Origin of the sequence: Methanoregula sp. UBA64 (assembly GCF_002502735.1) — an archaeon.
Classification (GTDB): Archaea; Halobacteriota; Methanomicrobia; order Methanomicrobiales; family Methanospirillaceae; genus Methanoregula.
This window is the reverse complement of sequence record NZ_DAQC01000006.1, coordinates 154,875-179,770: the sequence shown is the minus strand read 5'-3', so window position 1 is coordinate 179,770 and position 24,896 is coordinate 154,875. Positions and strand designations below refer to the sequence as shown.

The 24,896-nt window shown below is 56.9% G+C and carries 25 protein-coding genes; 22 read left to right on the top strand and 3 right to left on the bottom strand.

The window, feature by feature from the left end; genetic code table 11:
* Positions 1 to 8 precede the first annotated feature (8 nt).
* Both BP758_RS09295 and BP758_RS09290 read right to left on the bottom strand, forming a co-directional pair.
* Positions 9 to 2,330, bottom strand: coding sequence for a DEAD/DEAH box helicase (locus BP758_RS09295; protein ID WP_292370598.1), 2,322 nt, complete (start codon positions 2,328 to 2,330; stop codon positions 9 to 11).
* Positions 2,317 to 3,393 (bottom strand): ribonuclease H-like domain-containing protein, encoded by a 1,077-nt coding sequence (locus BP758_RS09290; protein WP_292370597.1) that lies wholly within the window; start codon positions 3,391 to 3,393, stop codon positions 2,317 to 2,319. Before BP758_RS09290 ends, BP758_RS09295 begins: the two co-directional genes overlap by 14 nt.
* A 109-nt stretch (positions 3,394 to 3,502) precedes the next feature.
* On the opposite strand from BP758_RS09290, the gene BP758_RS09285 reads away from it, so the two are divergent.
* From BP758_RS09285 to BP758_RS09275, 3 genes are read left to right on the top strand one after another with little or no spacing between them, the layout of a single operon-like run.
* The gene (locus BP758_RS09285) at positions 3,503 to 4,159 is read left to right on the top strand and encodes a type 1 glutamine amidotransferase (RefSeq protein WP_292370596.1); all 657 of its coding nucleotides are present in this window, start codon (positions 3,503 to 3,505) and stop codon (positions 4,157 to 4,159) included.
* A gap of 7 nt (positions 4,160 to 4,166) precedes the next feature.
* A complete protein-coding gene (locus BP758_RS09280; RefSeq protein WP_292370595.1) occupies positions 4,167 to 4,943 on the top strand; it encodes a TIGR01458 family HAD-type hydrolase in 777 nt (258 codons plus the stop codon).
* 12 nt (positions 4,944 to 4,955) lie between these two features.
* Positions 4,956 to 6,062 (top strand): hypothetical protein, encoded by a 1,107-nt coding sequence (locus BP758_RS09275; protein WP_292370594.1) that lies wholly within the window; start codon positions 4,956 to 4,958, stop codon positions 6,060 to 6,062.
* A gap of 11 nt (positions 6,063 to 6,073) precedes the next feature.
* Here BP758_RS09275 and BP758_RS09270 read toward each other — a convergent pair whose 3' ends face one another.
* Positions 6,074 to 7,000, bottom strand: a complete 927-nt coding sequence (locus tag BP758_RS09270; protein ID WP_292370593.1) for a DNA-methyltransferase — start codon at positions 6,998 to 7,000, stop codon at positions 6,074 to 6,076.
* Positions 7,001 to 7,491: 491 nt separating this feature from the next.
* Here BP758_RS09270 and BP758_RS09265 point away from each other — a divergent pair, with 491 nt between their 5' ends.
* From BP758_RS09265 to BP758_RS09175, 19 genes are all read left to right on the top strand, one after another.
* Positions 7,492 to 8,223 (top strand): ABC transporter ATP-binding protein, encoded by a 732-nt coding sequence (locus BP758_RS09265; protein ID WP_292370592.1) that lies wholly within the window; start codon positions 7,492 to 7,494, stop codon positions 8,221 to 8,223.
* Positions 8,208 to 9,323 (top strand): SufD family Fe-S cluster assembly protein, encoded by a 1,116-nt coding sequence (locus BP758_RS09260; protein ID WP_292370591.1) that lies wholly within the window; start codon positions 8,208 to 8,210, stop codon positions 9,321 to 9,323. Before BP758_RS09265 ends, BP758_RS09260 begins: the two co-directional genes overlap by 16 nt.
* A 10-nt stretch (positions 9,324 to 9,333) precedes the next feature.
* Entirely contained in the window at positions 9,334 to 9,990 is a 657-nt protein-coding gene (locus BP758_RS09255) for a protein-L-isoaspartate(D-aspartate) O-methyltransferase (RefSeq protein ID WP_292370590.1), read from the top strand.
* Positions 9,991 to 9,992: 2 nt separating this feature from the next.
* Positions 9,993 to 10,595 (top strand): cyclase family protein, encoded by a 603-nt coding sequence (locus tag BP758_RS09250; RefSeq protein WP_292370589.1) that lies wholly within the window; start codon positions 9,993 to 9,995, stop codon positions 10,593 to 10,595.
* A gap of 13 nt (positions 10,596 to 10,608) precedes the next feature.
* Positions 10,609 to 11,247, top strand: a complete 639-nt coding sequence (locus BP758_RS09245; RefSeq protein WP_292370588.1) for a hypothetical protein — start codon at positions 10,609 to 10,611, stop codon at positions 11,245 to 11,247.
* Positions 11,248 to 11,290: 43 nt separating this feature from the next.
* A complete protein-coding gene (locus BP758_RS09240) occupies positions 11,291 to 12,541 on the top strand; it encodes a phosphopentomutase/phosphoglucosamine mutase (RefSeq protein ID WP_292370587.1) in 1,251 nt (416 codons plus the stop codon).
* A gap of 24 nt (positions 12,542 to 12,565) precedes the next feature.
* Positions 12,566 to 13,765 (top strand): bifunctional sugar-1-phosphate nucleotidylyltransferase/acetyltransferase, encoded by a 1,200-nt coding sequence (gene glmU / locus BP758_RS09235; RefSeq protein ID WP_292370586.1) that lies wholly within the window; start codon positions 12,566 to 12,568, stop codon positions 13,763 to 13,765.
* A gap of 9 nt (positions 13,766 to 13,774) precedes the next feature.
* On the top strand, positions 13,775 to 14,929 hold the full coding sequence (glmU, locus tag BP758_RS09230; protein WP_292370585.1) for a bifunctional sugar-1-phosphate nucleotidylyltransferase/acetyltransferase: 1,155 nt from the start codon (positions 13,775 to 13,777) through the stop codon (positions 14,927 to 14,929).
* Between the two features lies 1 nt (position 14,930).
* On the top strand, positions 14,931 to 16,673 hold the full coding sequence (glmS, locus tag BP758_RS09225; protein WP_292370584.1) for a glutamine--fructose-6-phosphate transaminase (isomerizing): 1,743 nt from the start codon (positions 14,931 to 14,933) through the stop codon (positions 16,671 to 16,673).
* A gap of 353 nt (positions 16,674 to 17,026) precedes the next feature.
* The gene (locus BP758_RS09220; protein ID WP_292370583.1) at positions 17,027 to 18,178 is read left to right on the top strand and encodes a glycosyltransferase; all 1,152 of its coding nucleotides are present in this window, start codon (positions 17,027 to 17,029) and stop codon (positions 18,176 to 18,178) included.
* A gap of 143 nt (positions 18,179 to 18,321) precedes the next feature.
* The gene (locus BP758_RS09215) at positions 18,322 to 20,808 is read left to right on the top strand and encodes an oligosaccharyl transferase, archaeosortase A system-associated (RefSeq protein ID WP_394339200.1); all 2,487 of its coding nucleotides are present in this window, start codon (positions 18,322 to 18,324) and stop codon (positions 20,806 to 20,808) included.
* Between the two features lie 100 nt (positions 20,809 to 20,908).
* Complete coding sequence (locus tag BP758_RS09210) at positions 20,909 to 21,202, top strand: DUF2098 domain-containing protein (RefSeq protein WP_292370581.1); 294 nt, start codon at positions 20,909 to 20,911, stop codon at positions 21,200 to 21,202.
* A 149-nt stretch (positions 21,203 to 21,351) separates the two neighbouring features.
* Positions 21,352 to 22,587, top strand: a complete 1,236-nt coding sequence (locus tag BP758_RS09205; protein ID WP_292370580.1) for a translation initiation factor IF-2 subunit gamma — start codon at positions 21,352 to 21,354, stop codon at positions 22,585 to 22,587.
* Positions 22,588 to 22,589: 2 nt separating this feature from the next.
* Positions 22,590 to 22,964, top strand: coding sequence for a PIN domain-containing protein (locus BP758_RS09200; protein ID WP_292370579.1), 375 nt, complete (start codon positions 22,590 to 22,592; stop codon positions 22,962 to 22,964).
* A 10-nt stretch (positions 22,965 to 22,974) separates the two neighbouring features.
* Positions 22,975 to 23,613, top strand: a complete 639-nt coding sequence (locus BP758_RS09195; RefSeq protein ID WP_292370578.1) for a DNA-directed RNA polymerase — start codon at positions 22,975 to 22,977, stop codon at positions 23,611 to 23,613.
* Entirely contained in the window at positions 23,597 to 23,803 is a 207-nt protein-coding gene (gene spt4, locus BP758_RS09190) for a transcription elongation factor subunit Spt4 (protein WP_292370577.1), read from the top strand. Before BP758_RS09195 ends, spt4 begins: the two co-directional genes overlap by 17 nt.
* Before the next feature lie 4 nt (positions 23,804 to 23,807).
* On the top strand, positions 23,808 to 24,296 hold the full coding sequence (locus BP758_RS09185) for a GTP-dependent dephospho-CoA kinase family protein (RefSeq protein ID WP_292370576.1): 489 nt from the start codon (positions 23,808 to 23,810) through the stop codon (positions 24,294 to 24,296).
* Between the two features lie 109 nt (positions 24,297 to 24,405).
* A complete protein-coding gene (locus BP758_RS09180; protein ID WP_292370575.1) occupies positions 24,406 to 24,705 on the top strand; it encodes a 30S ribosomal protein S24e in 300 nt (99 codons plus the stop codon).
* 2 nt (positions 24,706 to 24,707) lie between these two features.
* Positions 24,708 to 24,890, top strand: a complete 183-nt coding sequence (locus BP758_RS09175) for a 30S ribosomal protein S27ae (protein WP_292370574.1) — start codon at positions 24,708 to 24,710, stop codon at positions 24,888 to 24,890.
* Positions 24,891 to 24,896 lie beyond the last annotated feature (6 nt).

Genomic DNA, 24,896 nt, shown 5'->3' with positions numbered 1-24,896 from the left:
CCCTTTTTTTACTGCGCCACCGGGCCGGCGCCCGGGAGGCTCCCGGCCGTTTCAGGAACCGCAGCGTTTCCGGCGCTGGCCGCTGCAAGCCCGGCAAGGATCATCACCGTTGCTTCCTTGTCGAGCGGGACATTATCGTTCCCGCACTTGGGGGAGTAGATGCAGGACGGGCAGCCCTTTTTGCAGGTACAATCGCGCACCATCCCGTGCGTGCGGGTGAAAAGTTCCGGTAGCAGCGTGTATGCCTTCTCTGCAAGGCCGATGCCGCCCTCGTACCCGTCGTAGACAAAGATCACGGGCTCGCCGTTCTCGCCAAACGCAGGACTTGAGAGCCCGCCGATATCCCAGCGGTCGCAGAGGACAAAGAGGGGCATGAGCGCGATGAGCGCGTGCTCGGCGCCGTGCAGCCCGCCGGCAAGATCGAGGCCGGCGGAAAAGACCGGTGCTGCAATCGTTTCCGGGACCACCAGCCAGAATGCCTTTGTCCGGAACGTGATCGGCGGGAGGTCGAGCGGTTCGACCCCGAGGACCGTATCGCCCTTCTTGATCTTGTACGCGGTGTAGCGCTCGGTCACTTCAACATCGCCGAACGCGCAGGTAACGCCATTGATGTCGCAGGTCCGGAGGGTTTCGAGGATCGAAAGATCCGTATCTTTCAGGGGCTGCGTGTAGTAATCCACATCGGTCTCGCTCACCCGGACCGTGTGGGTCGCAAGGTCCATCTCGTTTACCACGTACGTGACGCCCTGGTGGAGCATGATCGCTCCCTTGTGCGCTTCACGGTACACCTGCGCCCGGTCCATCGTCTCGAGCACCCGGCCCTCGCAGAGGATCCGGAAGCTCTCCGCGGCCATCCCGTCGAGCGTAACCGCCTCTGCAGCCCGGCCCCGGCCGGCGTACACAAATCCCCGGGGCGTGCGGGAGAGGAGACGGCTCTCTGCGAGATCTGCAAGTACCGGGGAGAGCTCTCCGCCGAAAAATTCCCGGTCCTTTTCTTCGTGAAGGGGCAGTTCTGCCGCAGCGCACAGGATGTGGCCCGAGACTATGTAGGGATTGCCCGTATCGATGATCGCGTGCTCGTGGGGCCGGGCGAAGAACTCGTCCGGATGGTGCATAAAGTACTGGTCGAGTGGGTTTGCCTGCGCAACAAGCACGGCGAGCGACTCGCCGGCCTTCCTTCCCGCCCGGCCGGCCTGCTGCCGGACCGACATCATCGTGCCCGGGTAGCCGTCGATTACCACCGCATCGAGCGACCCGATATCGATCCCGAGCTCGAGCGCATTGGTCGAGACAACACCGCGGATCTCCCGGTTTTTAAGCCGGCTCTCGATCAGCCGGCGCTCCTCGGGAAGGTAGCCCGCCCGGTAGGCAAGCACGCTCTCTGCGAGCCGGGCAGAGCTGCGCCGGAGGTCCTCTTTTGCCCAGAGGGAGACAAGCTCGGCGATCTTTCGTGAGCCGGCAAAGCAGAGCGCCTGGAGGTCGCCTTTCACGCAGGAGACAAAAAGGTCCTTTGACTCCTGGTGGGCGGATCGCTCTCCGACCCCGTCATAGAACGGGTTGTAGAGGACAAAGTGCCGCTTTCCCCGCGGAGAACCGTCACTGCCCACCTGCACAAAGGGGAGGCCGGTGAGTTTTGCGGCGAACTCTTCCGGGTTTGCGAGCGTTGCGCTCGAAAGGACAAACTGCGGGTCTGCGCCATAGTACCGGGCAACCCGGCGGAGCCGGCGCACGAGGAGCGCGATCTGCGATCCGAAGATCCCCCGGTACTTGTGGGCCTCGTCGAGTACGACATACTCAAGGTTTGCAAAGAACGGGCTCCATTTCCCGTGCCACGAGAGGACCTGGTGGAGTTCGTAAGGGTTCGAGATCACGATCCGGGCATGCTCCCGGATGGCGGAGCGCTTCGACTGAGGCGTATCGCCATCGTAGATCGCGGGTTTTACGGAAATGCCGGTGAACTTTTCCATGGCAAGGAGCGTTACAAGCTGGTCGTTTGCAAGCGCCTTGGTGGGGTAGAGGTAGAGCGCCCGGGCATCCGGGTCTGCGGCCATCCGCTCGAATACGGGGAGGTTGAACGCAAGAGTCTTTCCGCTCGCGGTGGGGGTGGTGATGATCACGTTCTTTTCTTCACGAAGGAGGTTTACTGCCTCGCACTGGTGGGTGTAGAGCCGGATGCCGGCATGGGCCAGGTATGCGGCAAGCGCGTCGGGAAGAGGCCGGTCGAGCGTCCCGTACGCGGCCGGCTCCGGTTCCGCGATATTGTGGCAGGCCACCCGGCTGCGGTACACGGGATTGGTGCCTATAAGGTGCACCACGTCAGCAACGGCCACAGGTCTCCCCCAAAAGGTAAAAGAAGAGGCGGGCGGTAGAGACCACGTCTTGCCGGTTGTGGCCGACAATAGGGACGAGCGGGCCGCAGTTTTTTGTTTTGAGATAGGTCTCGTAGAACTCGGGGACCATCTGGCCCGGGACATCGTCGTCCCTTCTCACACCAAAGACCGCCGATTCGAGTTCGCCGAGCCGGCAGGAGGGATACTCTCCCTTCCAGCGGCGCCGGGCAAAATGCAGGACATCGAAGTGCGGGACCCGGGCAACCGGGGGGATGCCGTAGTACGCGAGCCGGTCCTGCACGTACGGGAGGTCGAATGCCTTCCCGTTAAAGGTGACCAAGGCTTTTCTCTCTCCGGTAAAATGATCCGAGAGTGCGGTGAGGGCCGCAGCCTCCTCGTCGATATCGCGGAGCAGGTACTGGCGGACGACAAAATTTTCGCCTTCAACTGTCCCGACCCCGAAAAGGATGATGGGCCGGGAAAAAAGGCCGAGCGTCTCGATGTCCAGAAAGACGAAATCCTCTTTTGCAAACGCGCCGGCAGCGCCGAGCACGAACGGGTGGGACTTTGCGTGCCGGCTGCCGGCAAGGTCCATGATCCCGCAGGGGTCCGGGCAGGAGAGCCGGTCGAGCACCTCCCGGGCCTCATGCCGGAACCGCGGATGGTTCGCAAGGTCTGCAATGGTCCTGCAGCCCCGGGCCCTGAGCCGGGCTGCCGAGCGCTCCCCGATTCCCTTTACAAGCGTGAGATCGGCAAGCATCTCTGCATCGAGCCGGCCCGTATCGAGCCGCGGAACGGAAAATGCCTCGCGGTTTTCAAGCGAGAGACAGGTCCCGTTCTCCGTCTCGATCGGGTTTCCGGGAAAGAGGCTCTCAAACGAGGCACCGTCGTACTCGGACAGGAGTTTTGCAAGAAGGGAGCGGGCCCGGTCGTACTCTGAAGAGTACAGGCAGGAGCCGGCAAGTCCCGCGCCAAAGACATTCCCGTCGCGGACCACGCTGTATTCCCGCAGCGCAGCCATCCGCTGCTGCCAGAGCGTCCCGATCCTGCTTTCAGCCTGCATGGCGCCCATCTGTATATACCGGATCAAGAAAACCCCTGCTTAAAGACCCGCCGCGGGGAGTGAAAGTGACAAGAAGCCTCATCATCCTGCCCTGCACACCACTTTTATAATGATCACGATCCTCCAGCACGGCGAACACGAACCCGCTGGCACCGTTGAAGAGACCTTAAACGCGGAAAGCGCCTCGTTTTCCGTCATCAGGCTGTACGAAGGGGACCCGATCCCCACTGAACCGCCGGAAAAACTCATCATCCTGGGCGGCCAGATGAGCGTGAACGACGAGCGGGAATTCCCGTTCCTTGCCGGGGAAAAGCAGCTTGTAAAAAAAGCCGTGGCCCGCGGTTCCACCGTGCTCGGGATCTGCCTCGGGGCCCAGATGATCGCTGCGGCATGCGGGAAAACCGTGTATGCGGGAGAGAAGGAACTGGGCTGGCGGACGATCACCGGGTGCCACGCCCCCGGGCAGCGGTTCTTCCCGGGAGAATTCGATGTGTTCCACTGGCATAAGGAGACCTTCGATCTCCCCGAAGGGGCCCGCCTCCTTGCAACCGGGAAAGCGGTAAAGAACCAGGCGTTCATGATCAATAACGCGCTCGGCGTCCAGTTCCACCCGGAGGTAACAAAGGAAATCATCGCTTTCTGGGCAAAGGATCTCGGCGCTGACGAGAGAACGGCAATCCTGAAAGACTCCGAAGAAAAACTGGACGAGAACCGGTTTTTGTGCAACGCGATCGTGCACGTGTTCCTCGCCGGGTGGACGTGGTAAGGGCAGTATGACAGAGGGTACCATCAGCGGTTTTTTGATCGACCTCGACGGCGTGCTTTACACCGGGGACACCCCGATCCTCGGGGCCAGAGAAACGATCGGGTTTCTTACGGATCACGGGTACCCGTTCCGCTGCCTCTCGAACTCCACACGGAAATGCCGGAGAACGATTGCGGCCCGGCTGGAAACCATGGGGTTTTCGATCCCGGAATCCTCGATCTTTACCCCGCCCCTTGCCGCGGTCCGGTACATGAAAGATGCAAAAAAGGACCGGGCCTTCCTGCTCGTGACCGGTGACGTTGACCGGGACTTTGCCGGCGCCTGCACCGATAACGGATCGGTGCAGACCGATTACGTGGTTGTCGGCGATGCAGGGGACAAGGTTACCTATGCAAACCTCAACCATGCCTTCCGCTGCCTGATGGAAGGAGCGGAACTCCTTGCACTCGAACGCGACCGGTACTGGATGGACAGGGACGGCCTCTCGCTCTCGGCCGGGCCGGTGGTCGCGGCCCTTGAGATGGCCGCAGGCACAACCGCCACCGTTTTCGGGAAACCCTCAAAGGAGTTCTTCGGTCTTGCTCTTGCGGACCTCGGTGTCCCAAAAGACAAGGTCGTGATGATCGGCGACGATATTGCCACGGATATTGGCGGGGCACAAGGGACCGGCATACGCGGGACGCTCGTCCGGACCGGCAAGTTCAGTCCCGCAGCGCTCAAAGATTCTCCCGTCAGGCCCGATCATGTTTTGGATTCCATCAGTGATATCCTGACTCTTGTGTAGACGAGCAAAACCATGCACCGCGCCATCAAATCCCTTGCAGCAATTATCGTCGTACTCCTTGCGGTCGCACTCGCTGCCGGGTACATCTACACAAGGCAGTCGGTCGTGGTTCCCCATATCGTCCCGCAGGCCGGCACTGCGACCCCAATAACGGCGACCCACTCGTTTCTTTTTGAGAACAGCAAAATTACCATCTCGGTACCGGTAGATGCCGGGGTATATGCAGGGGCAAAGGCCACTGACAAATCGGTCTCCATCTACGGGAATGTCTCGGAGAGTACCTGGGTCACGGACAGTTACCTCGCCATGGTCAACGATACCGCGCAGGACGCAATGTACGAAAGCCTGCTCTCGCAATTCAATACGATTAAGAACAACCGGAACCTCACGAGCGACGAGTATCTCGAACTCATGGCAGCCTATGTCCAGTCGCTGACCTACGAGACAACGCCCGACAACCCGGCAAAGTACCCGGTCGAGACGGTTGTTGATGGTGCCGGGGACTGCGATGACAAGAGCCTGCTCCTTGCCGGGCTTCTCTCGCGGGAAGGCTATCGTGTCTCGCTTTTCTCGTTCTCACCGGAGTCCCACATGGCGCTCGGGGTCGGGTCCACCGCATCGCCCTACAAGGATACCGGGTACGCATACCTTGAAACCACCAACCTCTCGTACGTGGGCGTTGCCCCCCAAGAACTCGCGGGAGGCGTTGTCCTCACGTCAGAACCGCTCATCATCCCGGTCGGGGACGGCACAACGCTGTACGAGAGCGGCACCGAGACCGCGGCGTTAAACGATCTGTCCGTCTCGGCAGCAGGGAAGGCAAAGGCATTGGAGCCGAAGATCTCCTCGCTCTCAACAGACCTTGCCGCGCAACAGGACCGGATCAAAAAGATGGAGGCGCAGATGCAGTCCCTGCGGAACAGCGGAAATGCCGGTGCCTATAATGCGCAGGTCTCCGCCCACAATGCTCTCGTTGCTGCGTACAATTCGGAGCTTGCCACATACCGGGGGCTTGTCTCAACGTACGATGCATACGCACAGGTCCACAACTACATCGTCTCCCATGCCTATGACCGAAAGGGCACGTACGCGTGGGCGATGGCAAACATGCCCTCCTGAACGCTCCGGCCCTAACCGGGAGACCGGCGCCCGGGTGCTGCTGACCCGAGGCGTTCCCGGGCCGTATCGCAGTACTGCTCCGAGATATCGATCCCGATGAACCGGCGCCCGTTCTTTGCTGCAACAAGGGTCGTTGTCCCGGTCCCGTTGAAAGGGTCGAGCACGATATCGTTTTTGTACGAAAATAGTTTCATGAGCCGGCGGGGGAGCTCCTCGGGAAACATTGCCGGGTGGGAGAACTCCTTCATCCGGTGCTCGGGGGTTATCTTCCAGCGGCCGATCACCCATTCCTTGAACTCGTCCGCGGTAATGTCGATGTCCTCGCGCCGGCCGGTCTTCTTGTGCGTGCCCTTGTCGAAGACCTCGATGAACTCCCAGGTGTACTTGATGTAGGGCATGGACGGCGACTTCCAGCTCCCCCACGCGGTGTACTTGGCATTGTAGTTGTTCTTCTCCCACAGGAATTCCGCTTTCCAGAGCAGGCCGAGCGCGGCAAGCTGGCGGGAGATGATGTGGTGGGTGGGCACGTAATCGGAGAAGAGCGGCTGGACGTTCACCGCAATCCTCCCGCCGGGCACGAGCACCCGTTCGCATTCGGTCCAGACCCGGTTGAGGGTGGCAAAGTACTCGTTCCACTCGTGGGTATCATCATGGGGGTCGTGGGCATAAGAGTGGCCGAAGTTGTACGGCGGGGAGGTGATGACAAGATCGACACTTTCGGACGGGAGGGTGGCAAGGATACCGGCCGCATCGCCGCAGACGATCCGGTCGAGGAATGGTTCGATCTCCGCGGTTTTGCGGGAATGCACGGGCTCTTTTGCATCTTTCGAACCCTTCCGGACCCGGGCCTTTCCTGCCTTGTCCTTTACTTTTTCCTGCCGCAAAAAGACCACGCTGCTTACCGGGTACTGGAACGTTGTGACAGATAAAGAACACATTCGCGGGACCGGAAGCGGGCATCCCGATCTGTCCGGACAAAATCCCTGACATTGCCGGACTATGCCCCTGGCAGGGACGCCCGCCCCGCCCACCAAAAAAAACGGTCACCCCCCTCCCCCTCCTTTGCATTCATCAGAAAAATTGGTCGGGGCGATCGATCTCAGTGATCGGTCAGGGTGACCTCTTTTGTTCCAGTACCGTAACGTGCGTTTCCACTGGAGTTTCAGACGAGACGGGGCGGTCGCCCCGACCGTACCCGATCAGAGGCCGGACCGACCGATCTCGGACATTGGTCGGGGCGACCGTTGATCCACGCGGATTTGAGGTACCCCCCACCCCCCCTTCCTTCAATTCAACAGAAAAGATGGTCGGACCGATCATTTTCAGGATCGGCCGGGGCGGCCGCATGTCCGGGCGGTGGGACCTTTCCCCTTAGCACAGTAAAAAGCGTTTAATGCAGCCATCGCCAAACACTCATCCGGTTACACGTATGCTGGATATCAGGGATCTGCATGTGAATGTCGGGGAGAAGGAGGTGCTGCATGGCATCAACCTCTCCATCGGCTCCGGGGAGACCCACGTGCTCATGGGCCCCAACGGTTCCGGGAAGACCACGCTTCTTATGACGCTGATGGGATTCTCCGGCTATAAGATCACAAAAGGGACGATCACGTTCAATGGAAAAGACGTGACTGCAATGCACGCCGACGAACGGGCACGGCAGGGGATCGGGATGCTCTTCCAGCGCCCGCCCACCATCTCCGGCCTCAAGCTCGGCAAGCTGCTCACCGCCATCTCGCACAACAAGGCCGTTGACATCCCCGGCCTTGCAGACTCGGTGCACATGAGCGGGTTTTTGGAACGGGACATCAACAAGGGTTTTTCCGGCGGGGAGATCAAGAGGAGCGAAGTGCTCCAGCTCATGATCCAGAACCCGGACTTTGTGATGCTCGATGAACCCGAGAGCGGGGTAGACCTCGAAAACATCTCTCTGATCGGTAAGGCCATCGGAACCCTGCTTGAAAAAGACAAGCGGATCATGAAGCGGGAAAAAAGCGGTCTTGTGATCACCCATACGGGATTCATCCTCGATTACCTTGACGCAGACAAGGGTCATGTCATGTGCGACGGCAGGATCAGCTGCCACGGGAACCCCCGGGAGATCTTAAAAGATATCAAGGAACGCGGATACACGGAGTGTCGGGAATGTCGCCGCAACTGAATACACCGGGGATCACAAAAGACGATCAGGAACGGATCGTCCAGTCGGGTTTCGATCTCAACCTGGAGAACCGCTGCGGCAGTTACCTCCAGATGGACCAGGACGTCGTAGAATCCGAATGCCGCGAGGAAGGCATTGAGGTCCTGTCGTACAAAAAAGCCCTGGAAAAACACGCATGGCTCAAAGATTACGTCTGGAAAGCTGTTGCAAAAGACAAAGACGAGATCACGAAATACGTTGCCGAGCAGCCCGACCCGAAGGGATACGTGATCATCGCCCACAAGGGGACAAAGAATATCCTCCCGATCCAGGCCTGCCTGTACCTCGGCCGCGAGACCATCCAGCATGTCCATAATATTATCATCGCCGAAGAGGGGGCCGAACTCCACATGATCTCGGGCTGTGCAAGCGGCGGGCATGTAGGAAACGGTGCAAAGCACTACGGCGTCTCCGAGTTCTACATCAAAAAGGACGCGAAAGTCAGCTTTACCATGATCCACACCTGGAACGAGAATGTGGAAGTTTTCCCGCGGAGTGCCTCCATTGTCGAGGAGAACGGGGTCTTCCTCTCGAACTATGTCTGCATGCAGCCGGTAAAGAAAGTCCAGATGTACCCGACCGCGACGTTAAAAGGCGATAATTCGGTTGCCCGGTTCTCGACGATTGCCATTGCGTCCCCGACCTCGTTCATCGATGTCGGGTCCCGGGCGATCCTCGAAGGAAAAGGTGCAAGTGCGGAGCTGTTGACCCGGGCCATCACCAAGGGCGGGACGATCATGTCCCGGGGCCATATCCAGGGAAAGACTGCCGGGACCAAAGGGCATCTCGAATGCAAGGGCCTGATCCTCAAAGACGGGATAATCTACGCGATCCCGGAGATCGAGGGCCAGGTGGTAGGCACCGAGCTCTCGCACGAAGCAGCGGTGGGCAAACTGGCGCAGGATGAGATCGAGTACCTGATGTCCCGGGGGCTCTCCGAGGACGAGGCGACTGCTACGATTATCCGGGGATTCCTCGATGTCACGATTACCGGGCTTCCGGAAGCGCTCCAGAAGCAGATCGATGCCACCATCGACGTGGCAGAGAAGGCAGGATTCTGATTAAACGGCCATGCCCCCTGCGTATCCCCGATCAGAAGAACGGATCCGGATGGTGGAGCAGCAGATCGCAGGCCGGGGCATTACCGATACACGGGTCCTTGCCGCAATGCGGGAGATCCCCCGCCACCTTTTTGTCCCGGCGCCGTACGACCGGGACGCATACGCCGACGACCCTCTGCCGATAGGAAACGGGCAGACCATATCGCAGCCCTACATTGTTGCGCTCATGACCGGGCTGCTCCGGATAAAAGATACCGACACGGTTCTTGAGCTCGGGGCCGGGAGCGGATACCAGGCGGCGATCCTCTCGGTGCTCGCAAAAACCGTGATCACGATAGAACGGATCGAGAGGGTTGCAGCGCTCGCACGGGCAAACCTTGCTGCTATCGTTGCAAAAAACGTACAGATTATTATCGGGGACGGGACGCGCGGTTATCCCGCAGGGGCACCGTACAACGGGATCCTCGTAACCGCGGCAACCCCGCAAATTCCCGCACCGCTTACAGCCCAGCTCGGTGAGGGCGGGCGGCTGGTAGCCCCGGTCGGCGGACGCTCCCTTCAGGACCTGGTCGTGCTCGAACGGCACGGCAGCCGATTTATCGAGGCGCGGCACGGCGGCGTCCGGTTCGTGCCGCTTATCGGGGAATACGGCTGGGAGGAGAACTAACCATGAAAATTATCGATATCACACGACCCCTTTCCAGTACTACTCCGGCATATCCCGGGGACGCACCTTCGCAGTTTTCCCAGCGGGACGCAGGGCTGTACCTGGTAAGCGAGATACACATGAGCAGCCATTCGGGCACCCACATCGATGCCCCGGTCCATTACCTGAAACGGGGGGACACGATCGATACCGTCCCGCTCGATCACCTGATCGGCCCCTGCCGGGTAATCGACGTGACCGGCGCCGGCAACAATATTACAGCAGCGGCGCTCGATGACAGGCTTGGGGGAACTAACAGGATCCTCTTGAAGACCGCCTTTTCCCGCGAGACGCAGTTCCGGGAAGACTACCCCCATCTCACCAACGATGCAGCGGAACTTTTGACGAAGAATGGTGTCCTATGTGTGGGGATTGACTCGTTCTCGATCGAGGCGTCAGTCTGCGACGGCTCAGTCCACCGCACGCTGCTTGGCGCCGGCTGCCTGGTAATCGAACTCCTCGACCTTTCCGGAGTCAGGGAAGGAGAATATGAAATGATTGCACTCCCGCTTCGGCTTTCTGGCCTTGACGGCGCACCGGCACGGGTTGTACTGACACAGAAATAACGGAGACAGGAAAATGGACATTATCACCGATTCGGTAAACCGGCTGGAAGAGCACCTTGCACAATGCGGCTGCGACGATATGGGGGTCAGGCTCGATGTCGATCCTGACCGGACGCTCTGCGAGTACGAACGGGGCGCCTGCATGGTCGCCACGTTCGGCGGGCGCACCGCCGAGTTTGCAACAGACGAGCCCATCCGTGCGCTTACCAAGATCTCGTTCATGTTCGGCGTTCCTCTCGAAACACCGAATGTCAGAGGCGCTGCCTGCGCTATTATCAATGTAGCCACCGGTTTTTTCTGCCTCTCCCGCGTTTTACATTCCTGCCCGAAAGCCTCGCATGCTCCCTGCATGGCAGAACTCGAAGGGGAGTTAACCGGCCACCGGGTCTACTGTGCCGGGAAAATGCCATCGATCGAACACATGCTGGGACCGGCAGTGACCGGAACGGTGGACGAAGCCGATACGATCCTCATCAACCATGAAGGATTGATTGCACCGGAGACCGGGACGCTTCTTGAGACCTGGGCCGGGAAAAAACGCATCCTTTTTTTGGGGCCGTCCACCGCCGGGGTCAGCCGGCTCCAGGACAAAGAGCACTGGTGCCCGTACGGGAAACAGGCACCGGAGTGCATGCCGGATCCGTCGCGGTAACCGGGGCTAAAACTCTTTTTATATAAACCGCCCACCCTCATACATGCTTTTTGGCTCGTCCGGTATCCGACAGAGGTTTGACCGGACACTGGTGGAAACGGCACTGGCAGTCGGTGCCGTGCTCGGCGAACATTTTCCAGATTGTATCGTAGGAACCGATACCCGGACAACAAGCCCGCTCCTGGCCCGGGCAATAATTGCCGGCATCCTTGAGACCGGCGGGCAGGCACGCTTTGCCGGGATCGCCCCGACCCCCGCAATCGCGTACAGTGCCCGCACGGCAACGGCGGGGTGTATGATCACCGCCTCCCACAATCCCGAAGAGTACAACGGGATCAAGCTGTTCAACCCGGACGGTTCCTCGTTTCTGCAGGATCAGCAGCGGGAAGTCGAGGCCCGGCTTAAGGAGCTGCACTGGGCGGATTGGCGCAGGCAGGGAACGGAAACTTCTGTTGACGTGCTCACGCCCCACCGAAAAGCGATCCTCGACGAAGTCTCCATAGATCCCGGCCTTTTTGTTATTATCGACTGCGGAAACGGCGCCGGTTCGGTCCAGACTCCCCCGATGCTGGAAGAGGCCGGCGCAAGGACCATGTGCCTTACCAGCAATCCCATGGGATATTTCGGCCGGCCTTCGGAACCGCTCAAAGAATATCTCGGGTACGTGGGGGAGATGGTAACAAAGACCGGGGCTGCGTGTGCGGTTGTGCACGATGGCGATGCCGACCGCATGATGGCGTTCGACAACCGCGGACGGTATATCGACGGCGATCACCTCCTGATGCTCTTTGCCGAACATCTCAATGCAAAACGGGTGGTCACGACAAGCGATGCCTCGATGCTTGTTGAGGAGACTGCCGAAGTCCGCCGTACGCCGGTAGGCGATGCCTATGTCTCGGAGGAGCTGCGGTCCTGGGGGGACTTCGGCGGGGAGCCGAGCGGTGCCTGGATCTTCCCGCAGATCTCCTACTGCCCGGATGGCCCCTTTGCCGCAGCGCTCTTCTGCGAGATCGCATCGGGATGCGATGTAGCGGAACGCCTGGATGCCATGCCTTCGTACACGATTCTCCGCGAATCGTTCCGCGATGAGAAGGCACGGGAGAAAGTTACCGGCCTTGGCGCTGCTATACCTACCGATGGCATCCGTGTTGCAAAAGAGAACGGGTGGTATCTCATCCGGGCGAGCGGGACCGAGCCCAAGATCCGGATCACGGCGGAGGGCACAACGCCCGATGCAGCAAAAGAGATGATGCGGGCGGCAAAAACCTGCCTTATGCAGGGGAAAACACCTTAACTTTGAGAGAAGGATTTGGTACGTATGGAATGCGTTGTGCTGGCTGCCGGTGAAGGGAAACGGATGCGTCCGCTCACTGCACAGCGCCCGAAAGTGATGCTCCCGGTGGCAAACCGCCCGATGATGGAGCACCTTGTGCTCGCGGCAAAGGACGCCGGCATAACCGGGTTTGTCTTTGTGGTCGGATATGGCGAACGGGAAGTCCGCAGTTATTTTGGCGACGGTTCGCGCTGGGGAGTAAGGATCCGGTATTGCCGACAACGGCAGCAGGCGGGAACGGCCGATGCACTGCTCTCGGCCCGGGATTTCGTATCCGGACCGTTCCTTGCCATGAACGGCGACATGATCCTTTCGAGTGCCGATATTTCCCGCATTATTCGGACACCGGCGCCGGTTATGGGTACGAGCACGACCGATCACCCCGGGGACTTCGGGGTCGTGCTCTTGGAGGGAGATACGGTCACCTCTCTTGAAGAGAAGTCGGCGCACCCGAAATCAAACATCATTAACGCCGGCGCCTATCTTTTTGGCCCGGAGATCTTCGACCTGCTGGAAAAGGTAGGGCTCTCATCACGCGGGGAACTCGAACTCACCGATGCGCTTACGGCCCTCATAGAGGAACACCGGCTCCGGGCAGTCCCGCTCCCGTCGTGGAGGGATCTCGGGTACCCGTGGGACCTGCTGGATGCAAATGCCCTGCTGCTGGAACCGGCAGGTGCACAGAATGACGGCACCATAGAAGAGGGTGTGTACACCTCCGGAAAGGTCATTGTCGGGAAAGGATCGGTGATCAAATCGGGGACGTATATCGAGGGCCCCTGCATCATCGGGAACAACTGTAAGATCGGTCCCCATGCTTACATCCGGGGTGCCACAAGTATAGGCGATAACTGTCACATCGGGCACTGTACGGAACTGAAAAATTCCATTATTATGCCAGGGACAAAAATCCCCCACTTTAATTATATCGGCGATTCTGTCATCGGGAGCGGCTGTAACTTCGGCGCCGGGACCAAGGTAGCCAACCTCCGGCACGACCATGCCCCGGTCAGGGTGGCGGGTCACGATACCCGGCATACGAAGTTCGGGGCGGTTGTCGGGGACAACGTGCGGTTTGGGATCAACTGCTCGGTCAACGTGGGTTCGGTGATCGGCAGCGGGGCCCATTTTGCACCCGGTTCGTATATTCACGGTAAATTCGGAGAGAATGCGACAATCAGGTAGGTGAAAACAATGCAGGCAGTTATCCTTGCAGCAGGAGAGGGAAAAAGGGTCCGGCCGCTCACGTGGAGCCGCCCCAAGGCGATGATACCGGTAGCCAACCGCCCGATCATCGCGTACACGATCGATGCACTCATGAAAAACGGCATCCGGGAGATCATAGTCGTTGTCGGATATCGCAAGGAACAGGTGACCCGTTACTTAAACCAGCTCGACATCCCGGTCACCGTGGTCGTGCAGGAAAAACAGCTCGGAACAGCCCATGCACTCGCACAGGCAAAAGATAATATCCACGGGGATTTCCTTCTCCTGCCCGGGGATAATTATATCGATGCGCAGTCCATAGCACGGATCAAGGATATCAAAAATGCTATTCTTGTCAAAGAGCATCCCCACCCGTCGAATTTCGGCGTTGTAACCGTGAGTGACGGCAGAGCAGAAAGCATTGTGGAAAAACCGGAACATGCCGCCAGTTTCCAGGTCAGCACCGGCATCTATTCCCTCACCAGAGAGGTGTTCCAAAAGAATCACTGCAACGACATGACCGATGTCATTGCCGGTATGATCGATGCAGGCACTTTTATCCGTGCAGTCCCCGCCGATGACTGGCAGGATGCTATCTACCCCTGGGACCTGCTCACATTAAACCAGCGGCTCCTCCGGCACCTGCCTTCAGCCCGTGAAGGCGTCGCAAGCCGTCAGGCCACAATCACCGGGCCGGTCCAGATCGGGAAGGGCTCGACCATCGGCCCCAATACGGTGATTACCGGGCCGGTGATCATCGGTGACGACTGCACGATCGGGCCGAACTGCTGTATCCTCCCGAACACCAGCCTCGGATCCCGGGTCACCGTGGAGCCGTTAAGCCTTCTCGGGAATTCGGTAATCATGGACGATACATGCATTGCCTCGCACTCCCGGATCGTGGATGCCGTTATAGGGGAGCGCTGCACGCTTGGAGATCATACTTCGACAGGACGAGCGGAGGGCCTGCTGGAAATCGAAGGGGTTCCGGTCCATACCGGGTTCGGGGCGATCATTGGCGACCATGTCCGCTGCGGCCCGTTCTCCCGGATCAGCAACAGCATCCTCGGGAACAATGTCGTTTCGGACAGCGACCAAAACGTAATCTCCCGTATTATTCCTGATAGCACCCTGGTGATATAACGTGTGTGGCATTGTCGGGTATATCGGGAGACGGCAGGCAGGTCCCCTGATCCTTGATGGCTTAAAAAAACTCGAATACCGGGGATACGATTCGTTTGGCATTGCGACAACAGGAGATTGTCTCGAGGTGGAAAAACACCAGGGACGGATCTCGGAATACGCAAAAATAATCCAACTGCACGGCACCCTTGGCATCGGGCATACCCGGTGGGCAACCCATGGCGTCCCGAACGATCAAAATGCCCACCCCCACACGGACTGCAGGGATGAGATAGCCATTGTCCATAACGGGATCATCGAGAACTTCGGGGAATTAAAAAAGGGACTCATTGCACGGGGCCACTCCTTCCGCTCGGAAACGGATACGGAAGTCGTGGTTCACCTCATCGAAGAACATTACGCACAATCTCACGATCTTGCGGCTGCGGTACAGGAAACCCTGCCTCAGCTTAAGGGGTCGTACGCTTTGCTCGTTATTGCAAAACGTACGGACCTGCTTGTTGCAGCCCGGTCCGGGAGTCCCCTGGTGCTCGGTATTGGCGACGGGGAATACTTTGCTGCATCGGATATGACACCGGTTCTCGAATATACCGAACGGGCCGTTTTCCTTGAAGACGGCGATCTTGCCTGCCTGAAAAGAACCGGCATAGCGATCACAAACGCCGGACAGCCGGTCACCCGTGCCGTGGAGCTGATCGACTGGTCGCCCGATGAGGTAAGGAAAGGCGGATTTCCCCATTATATGGTAAAAGAGATCTACGAACAGCCGCAGGCCTTTTTTGCCACGGTCCTGGCAGACGACAAAAACCGGATCCCCCGGTTTGCCTGCCAGGCTGATTCCATCAGCGTCGTGGCCTGTGGCTCCTCGTACCATGCCGGGCTGATATTCAAGTACCTGCTCGAAGAGACCTGCGGCATTCCTGTGCGTGTCGATGCTGCCTCTGAATTCCGGTATTTTCCCCCGCCGTACGGGGGCCTGGTCATCGGAATTTCCCAGTCAGGGGAAACCGCGGATACGCTTATCGCGATCAGGCAGGCACGGGCACATAACTGCCGGACCCTTGCCATTACCAATGTGCTGGGAAGTTCCATCAGCAGGGTTGCCGAAGCAACGCTCTTTATGCGGGCCGGGCCGGAGATCAGCGTTGCTGCCACCAAATCGTTTGTTGCCCAGCTTGCGGTTCTCATGCGGATTGTCGATGCCCGGTCGGAGGGGAAATACACGGAGACCCTCCTGCATGCACACCAGGCGATCGAGGAAGTCCTGTTAATGGACCTGTCCGCGGCCGTTGATCTGTGTAAAGATGCAAAGAGTATGTTTTATATCGGGCGCGGCCCGTTCTACCCGGTTGCACTGGAAGGAGCCCTCAAGATGAAGGAGATCTCATACATCCACGCAGAGGGTTTTGCAGCGGGAGAGTTAAAACACGGGCCTTTTGCCCTCCTTTCAGAGGAAACACCGGTTATCGCCATCTGCCTGTCCGGTGAGACCTACGATGTGATGGTCTCCAATATCAAGGAGATCAAGGCACGGGGATCCCCCGTGATTGCTCTCGGCAGAGCCGGGGATCCTGATCTGCCGGAGATTGCAGATCTCTTTATCCCCCTGCCAAAGACGCCATACTTTACCGAAGTACTCACCAGTCTTGTGGTTCTCCAGCTTCTGGCATACCGGACCGCAGTTGCTCTGGGAAGGGATATTGATAAGCCAAGAAACCTTGCAAAGAGCGTGACGGTGGAGTGAGTGAAGGGGGCTAAAACAGAAAAAACATTCGGGTTTTAAACCGGTGACACGAGGGGTACTCTTATGAGTAAACATGGCAACTACTACGGTTATTGAAACAAAAAGGGAGACGATGCGGTGTTCAGGTAAGGAACCCTTATCAAATGAGAGGTGACATCCCGTTGTTGAGATTAGAATCGGTGCGTTGGTCGCAGCAGGAGCGATTGGATTATAAGATGTGCCGGCTCATATGCTTGCCATCGACTGTCCGGCTCATATACGGGAACTCCCCTCGATCTTGATAATGGTTCGCACGAGAAAAATATAAGGAACATTTAACCCGCCAATCCATTGCCAGAACTAGTGAGATTTCTATGAGAATCCTACTTGTCTCCACTCAGGATTACATTCATCACCCAATTCCTTCGCGGCACCATTACATTTTCGAAGAACTCGCCACCCGCCATGAAGTCCATGTCGCCCATTTCCATGTCAGCCGGGGTGCAACACGTGAAACCCGGCTTATTATTGAAGAGGCGACACAATTCCCTATAAAAAATCCATTCCTGCATTACACCATTAACGCTCCTTATCATTATTATATCTTCAACAAGATCCTCCGTGAAAACCGAATCGATGTTATTGTTGCCGCCCATATTCTTGCGGGATCTGCCGTCATTTCAGCGGCAAAGAAAAATGGGATACCGGTCCTTTTCGATCTCAAAGACTGGTTCCCGGACTCGGCTGCAGCTTATTTCAAAAACAAATTTCTTGCCAATACCGTTAGGAGAGGTGTCTGGGAGATTACCCGGCACAACCTTGTCTCAAGTGATAGAATTACCACAGTATCTCCTTCGCTTGTGGATAAACTAAAAAAACTGGGATTTTCTGCAGATCTCATTACAAACGGTGTTAATACAGACATTTTTGTTCCCAAAAACGGCCTGCAGATGCGGCACCGGCTGGGAATTGGTGCCGATGACTTCGTGATAGGATTCTCAGGAAGTGTTGAAAGGTGGTATGCAATCGATGAGATGATCCGGGCGCTCCCCGACCTGCTGCATTACAGAAAAAATACGCGCCTTCTTATTGTCGGTGATTCACTATTCACTGATTATGCTACGAAACTACGTGAACTTGCACAACAATTAGGAGTACTCAATCAGATAATCTTCACCGGGACCAGACCATATACAGAACTTCCCGACTATATTTCCTGCATGGATGTCTGTACTATCCCCCTTTCGCCACCACAGTGGGAAGATATTGCCCTGCCAAACAAATTTTTTGAATACTCGGCTTGTGGGAAACCAATTATAATGCGCCCCATACCCGATGTCGAACGGATTGCGGGAAAAAACCTATTTGTCTATCGGACTCAGGAAGAGTTTATTACGCATATAAAATATTTGATGGATAAACCCGTTGTTCTCAAGATTGATGTCAGTCAGTATAGCTGGAAGGAAAAGGCCCGCCAAATGGAATCGATCCTTAAAAATTTAAAAGAGATCTCTCTATCCAAATAATTAATGCTACAAACACTGAGCTAATACGTGAAGGATAGGTTCGATTTATGGTACATCTGGATTTTCTGAATCGTCGTAATCTTTTTATCGCCGGGATTGTGGCGGTTTTTGTCGTTTTCTGCCTGTGGATCCGACTGTTGCCCATGATTTTGTCCGGTGGGCACACCGATATTCTCCTCCTGGTGGGAAGCGACGATCCGCTCTATAACCTGAGGCAGGTCGAGTCCCTCCTTGCCAACCACTTCACGTATGCATGGTTTGACCCGATGACGCAGTACCCAAATGGGACTGACATTTACTGGGGTCCGCTCTTTATCTATATCTCCGGTTTTGCCTGCCTTATTGCCGGTGCAGTGACCCGCCCCGAGATCATCGGGGCCTGCCTCTTTGTTCCGCCAATCATGGCGGCCATAACCGTAGTCCTGATGTATTATGTCGGCAAATTCTGCGGGGACTGGAAGACCGGCCTTCTTGCATCGGGATTTACTGCCATCGTATCCGGACAATTTTTTTACCGGTCCCTGTATGGGTATTTCGATCACCATATCGGGGAAGTCCTCTTTTCGACCCTGTTCTGCCTGGCCTACATCTACCTCCTGATCTCAGAGAAAGATGCGAAGATCGATCTGAAAGACTTCGCATCCTGGAAAAAGACGGCACTGCTGTCCGTTCTTGCCGGAATAGCCTATCTTCTCGGGCTTTTTTTAATGCCCACGATGATCGTGTTCGCCCTCATCGTGGTGGTATTCACCGTCATCCAGTTTGTAATCAATTCCTGGCGTGACACCCCAAGCGAGTACCTGCTTGTTTCAAATGCAGTAATTTTCAGCGTAGCAATCATCGGACTTGTAATCTTTGGATTTAAAGCATCCGGCCTCTCACTTGCAACGTATTCCATAGCACATGTCTATGCATATCTTGCAATCATCGCAGGAACAGCCGCCCTTTACCTGCTGGCCCGGTACCTCAGGGGAAAGGCGCACATCTATTATCCTCTTGCCCTCCTTGCCCTTGCGGGAATCGGAGCTGCGATACTGTACGTCATCAGCCCGCAGATCTTTGATATGCTTACCGGTGCAGCCTTCCAGTTCTTCGGCCAGGCACCGGTAACAGATACGGTTCAGGAAGCACGGGGCTGGACAACGGCGAATGCCTGGGCAGCCTTTAACTACGGGCTTATCCTCATGATCGGAGGATTTTTGGTGCTGTTGTACCGGATCTTCTTTAAGGAAAACCGGCCCCACGATACCTTTGTACTGGTATGGTCCGCGGTTGTTCTGTATTCCACCTGCCAGCATGTCCGGTATGAATATTACCTTGCCATCAACATTGCCCTCCTGTCTGCACTCTGTATCGGATTTGTCCTCGAACTCGGATGGAAAGATCTTTTAAGCCTTGCAAGGGGTACTGCACCGGCTGCTGCATCCGAGGATGTGGCTGATGAGAAGAAAGGGAAAAAGCAGAAAAAGTCACCAAAGAAAAGCCCTGCGGTCACATCGACACAATATATTGTAGTTGCACTGATCGCGGTTCTTGCCGGTATCGGATGTCTCTTTGTGTATACTTCGGTCACGTACAGTTATACCAATGCATCCAGCGGCGCCCTGATGATGAATTCGGACTGGAGGGACTCCCTGGTCTGGATGGAGAACAACACCCCACAGACAGGTGTAGGTTATCTCACCGTTTACGATAAGAAGTCCTTCACCTACCCGAACTCATCCTACGGGGTTATGTCGTGGTGGGATTACGGCCATATGATCACGTACATAGCAAAGAGGATCCCCAACGCAAACCCCTTCCAGGCAGGAGTTGTCGGTCCTGACGGTTCTGCAGCGTACTTCATGGCAACCAACGAATCGACGGCAGATGCAATCCTCGACCACGACGGAACGAGATACATAATCACCGATGTTGAGATGGACAGCGGTAAGTTCTGGGCTATGGCCACCTGGTATAACTCTACGGCAGCCGCAGCCCCGTACCAGATGACGGTCCTTGTACCCGACCAGACCGGCACCGGGTACCAGTCGGCCCTCCTCAACACCGATCTCTACTACAACACAATGATCTCCCGGCTCCACAACTTCGACGGTTCGATGACCGCGGCAAGTGCCGCCTACTACGTGGAATATGCCGACGAGAGTGTCTCGCATGTCTCTTACCCGGTCCTCACCAATGCAGAAGCCATGAACGTCACAGCGGCGGCGGCAAAAGCTGCGCAGTATAATAAAAATGCCCCGGCCGGGTACCATGCGGCGGTACTCAGTTCTTCCCTTATCCTGCCGGTGACAGATGTCCCGGCCCTGCAGCATTACCGCCTTGTCTATGAATCGCCAACCAACGTATTCACATCCAACAAGAACGACCTGAAGTATGTCAAGATCTTTGAATACGTCAAAGGCGCACACATCAAAGGATCGGGAATCATCGAAGTCCCGCTGGTCTCAAATACCGGCAGGAACTTCACGTACCGCCAGCAGAGCACCAACGGTGAATTTGTCGTTCCCTATTCCACAACCGGCAATCCCTATGATGTGAAAGCGACCGGGAAATACCGGATCGTGGGAACCGGTGCCACATTCGATGTACCTGAGTCCGCAGTGATGCAGGGACTCACCATCAACTAATATTTTCTTATCACTCGTTTTTTAACAATTGCCGATCCGTTATCCGCCCGGTAGTTCCGGCCATAATCTATCTATACCGCAATAACCTCATGTTCTTTGTATGGCAGCAGATGAGATCTCCCTTGGTATGCGGGTCAGGTACCCCCGCACCGGAACAACCGGTTCTGTGGTGCGGATCGAACAGGTGAGCGGGAACCGTTTTGCCGAACTCGACAGTACTCATCTTCTGTACCGGATCGACCTGCTGATCCCGGCAGAAGAGGCACACCGTGAAAAGCCCGCGATCCATGAGGATGCAAAAGAGATCATCCGCCGGGAACGCGATTATGCCGCGGGCCTTGAACTCCAGGAATCGCTCAAAAACATTGACCAGAGCTGTGAAGGCGGGGGATAGACACCGTTTCCGGTATTTTGCCCGGAGCATTTCCTGCCGTGACCCGGGGCTCTTTATTTTTATAGGGATTTGTCATCCAAAAGAGGCCCGGATCCCGGGTTATGTATAAGTATGCTTGGGAGAGATAGGATAAGGAGGTTCGATTTCATTTGCATGATGTGACAATCCCCAGCGTAAATATCGGGGTTGTGGGCCATGTCGACCATGGAAAGACCACGCTCGTGAATGCGCTCACAGGTACCTGGACCGACCGGCACAGCGAGGAGGTCCGCAGAGGGATCTCCATCCGCCTCGGTTATGCAGATGCGACATTTTACCAATGCGGGCACTGCAAAGGCCCCGATGCATACTCCACAAAACCGGTCTGCCCGATATGCGGGGGAGAGGGGAAACCATTCCGGTCTATCTCGTTTGTCGACGCACCGGGACACGAGACCCTGATGGCAACGATGCTCTCCGGTTCGGCTCTGATGGACGGGGCGATGCTTGTCATATCAACGACAGAGAAATGCCCGCAGCCGCAGACCAAGGAGCACCTGATGGCGCTGGGTCTGGTCGGTATAAAAAAGATCGTGATCGTCCAGAACAAGATCGATGTCGTCTCCCAGAAAGAGGCTCTGGAAAATTACCAGCAGATCAAGGCATTTGTGAAAGGATCCGTTGCCGAGAATGCACCGATCATCCCGGTATCTGCCCAGAAAGGGATCAATATCGGGGCGCTCGTGCAGGCGCTGGACCAGACCATCCCGGAGCCGGTCCGCGATCCAAGCGCAGATCCGATGATGCTTGTTGCACGATCATTTGATATCAACAAGCCCGGCTGTAACTGGAAAGATGTCAGCGGCGGCGTTGTCGGAGGGTCTCTTATCCGGGGCATCCTCCGCGCCGGCGATTCCATCGAAATCCGGCCCGGCCGGCAGATGCAGGTCGAAAACCGGATCAAATGGATGCCAATTATCACGGAAGTCACATCGATTAATGCCGGTTCAAAAGTTGTGGACGAGGCTACCCCGGGCGGCCTTCTGGGAGTCGGGACAAAACTTGACCCGGCACTCACTAAAAGCGATGCGCTGGCCGGCCAGGTGGTCGGTCACACCGGTAAACTCCCCCCGGTATGGGACAAGATCCGGTGCCAGGTCACGCTTATGGAACGGGTCGTGGGAGCGACCAGCGAGCTGGTGATCGAACCCTTAAAGTTCAACGAACCGCTCATGCTTTCAGTAGGTACCGCAGTGACCGTGGGCGTTGTTACAAGCACCAAGAAAGAGGCAGTCGAAGTGCAGCTGAAACGGCCGGTCTGTGCGGAAAAAGGCGCACGGATCGCCATCAGCAGACAGGTGGGAGCACGCTGGCGCTTAATCGGGATGGGTGTCCTGGCCGAGTAAAAGTGCTGCTGGACGCAAACGCGCTCATGATGCCGGCGCAGTTTAAGATCGATCTCATCGAAGAGATCCGCGAACTGCTGGGCAGCTTTGAGCCGATCGTCCTCTCAGGTGTCGTGCGCGAACTGGAAGGACTCTCCCGGGCCAAATCCCCCGACGGGGCTGCGGCCCGGCTCGGCCTTGCCCTTGCAGGCCGGTGCACGGTCGAAGAGAGCGGCGACCCGTCCCTTCCCGTGGACGATCAGATTGTTATCTGGGCTGCAAAAGAGCGCGGTCTTGTCGTTACCAACGACCGCCGGGTGCGGGACACACTGCTCGGACAGGGGATCGGGGTTATATCCATGAGAAAACAGAAAAAACTGGAGATATTGCGGAGATAAGGTGGGATATATGTATTACAAGATGATGCTGGAAGACAAAGTCAGGGTTCCCCCCAACAGGCTGGGAGAAAAACTCGAAAAGGTCATCCTTGAGGTTCTGCAGGAACAGCTCGAAGGGAGCATCGACAAGGAGCTCGGGATCTTTATCGCGGTGACCAAGGTCGAGGATGTTGGCGAAGGCGAGATCGTTCCCGGGGACGGCGGCGTCTATTACGATGTAAAGTTCGAAGGGCTCGTGCTCCGCCTCGCCCTGCAGGAAGTCATTGAAGGGCTCGTGGTCGAAACCACGAGTTTCGGGGCGTTTGTCAGCCTCGGGCCGATCGATGCGATGCTCCACGTGAGCCAGATCTCCGACGAGTACATCAACTTCGACGAGAAGAACGCCCGGCTCATCTGCCAGGACTCCAAGAGATTTATCGGGGTCGGGGATACCGTGCGCGTGCGCGTCGTGACGCTCTCGTTAAACGAGCGCGAGCCGCGCGACAGCAAGATCGGGCTCACCATGCGGCAGGCCGGCCTTGGCACAACGCTCTGGCTTGAAGAAGAGATCGAAAAGGAAAAAGAGAAAGCAGCGGGCGGTGCCGCGGCCCCGAAGGAAAAGGCCGAGAAGCCCAAGAGCAAGAGGAAAGACCATGCCGCCAGCGAATAAGAAGAAGCAGGGAAAAGTCTGCCGCGACTGCCACCGGGTTGTCGAGGGCGAGAACTGCGTGATCTGCGGTACGGCAAACCTGACCGATGACTGGTCAGGGTACCTTGTCATCATCGACCCGGAAAACTCCGATGTTGCAAAGAGGATGAACATCAAGCTGCCCGGGCGCTATGCGCTGAAGGTCCGCTAAAAGAATGTTTGTACTCCCGGACGAATCCCGCCGGCTCTTCAAAGATCCCTTCGGGACACTCTACCCGGAGATCGAAGCTGCCCTCCCCAGCCTTGCGGGCCGTACCATATACGCCGTCGGGGATGTCGTCACCCACAACCTCCAGAAAAACGGGATCGTCCCGGCCATTGCCGTAATCGACGGGCAGACCATGCGCTCGCCCTGCGACCGGTTGCCGGAAGTGAAAGGTACCTGCATCCGGGTGAAAAACCCGCCCGGCACGATCACGGACGAACTGATCCAGGCACTGTACGATGCCCTCGCCCATCCCCCGGCCACCATCCTTGTTGATGGCGAGGAAGATCTTGCCGTAATCCCGCTTGTCATCGCCGCGCCGGACTCCTCGGTCCTTCTCTACGGCCAGCCCCGCGAAGGGGTCGTGCTCCGCACGATCGATGCCGCAGCCAAAACTGCCGCCATCAGTCTGCTTGCGCAGTTCACCCGGGTCGATTAACCCGGGTGAATCTGCCGGATTTTTTTTACTTTTTCTCGGGATAACACGACATCATTCCTTCAGGGTCATGTTTTAAATAACACGGTTTCCTATAATTACAGGATATCCGATGGACTTTAAGATCGAGAGCGATAAAAGAAATGAACTTTTATCACGGCGAGAGATTCAGTTTACTCTCACATATGACGGTGCCACACCATCCCGCACGCAGATTATCGGCAAGCTGTGCGCACTGGCCAATGTAAAAGAGCCCCTGGTGGTTCTTGACAGCCTCAAGAGCAACTTTGGCAAGATGGTCGTCACCGGCCAGGCCCGTGTATACGATACGGAAGATGCAAAGAAGAAAACCGAGCGCCCGTACCTCTCTGCACGCGGCATGCCCAAGCCCAAAGAGGAAGGAGCTGCGTAATTATGGCAGCGGCAAAGAAGGCAGCAGCAAAAGGTCCGTCGCGCAGCGCATTTTTCAAGATTGAAGGGGACAAGGTCAGCACGGCAAAGAAGTACTGCCCCCGCTGCGGACCCGGCGTCATGATGGCCGACCACAAGGATCGCGTCACCTGCGGAAAGTGCGGATACACCGAATTCAAGAAATAAGATCAT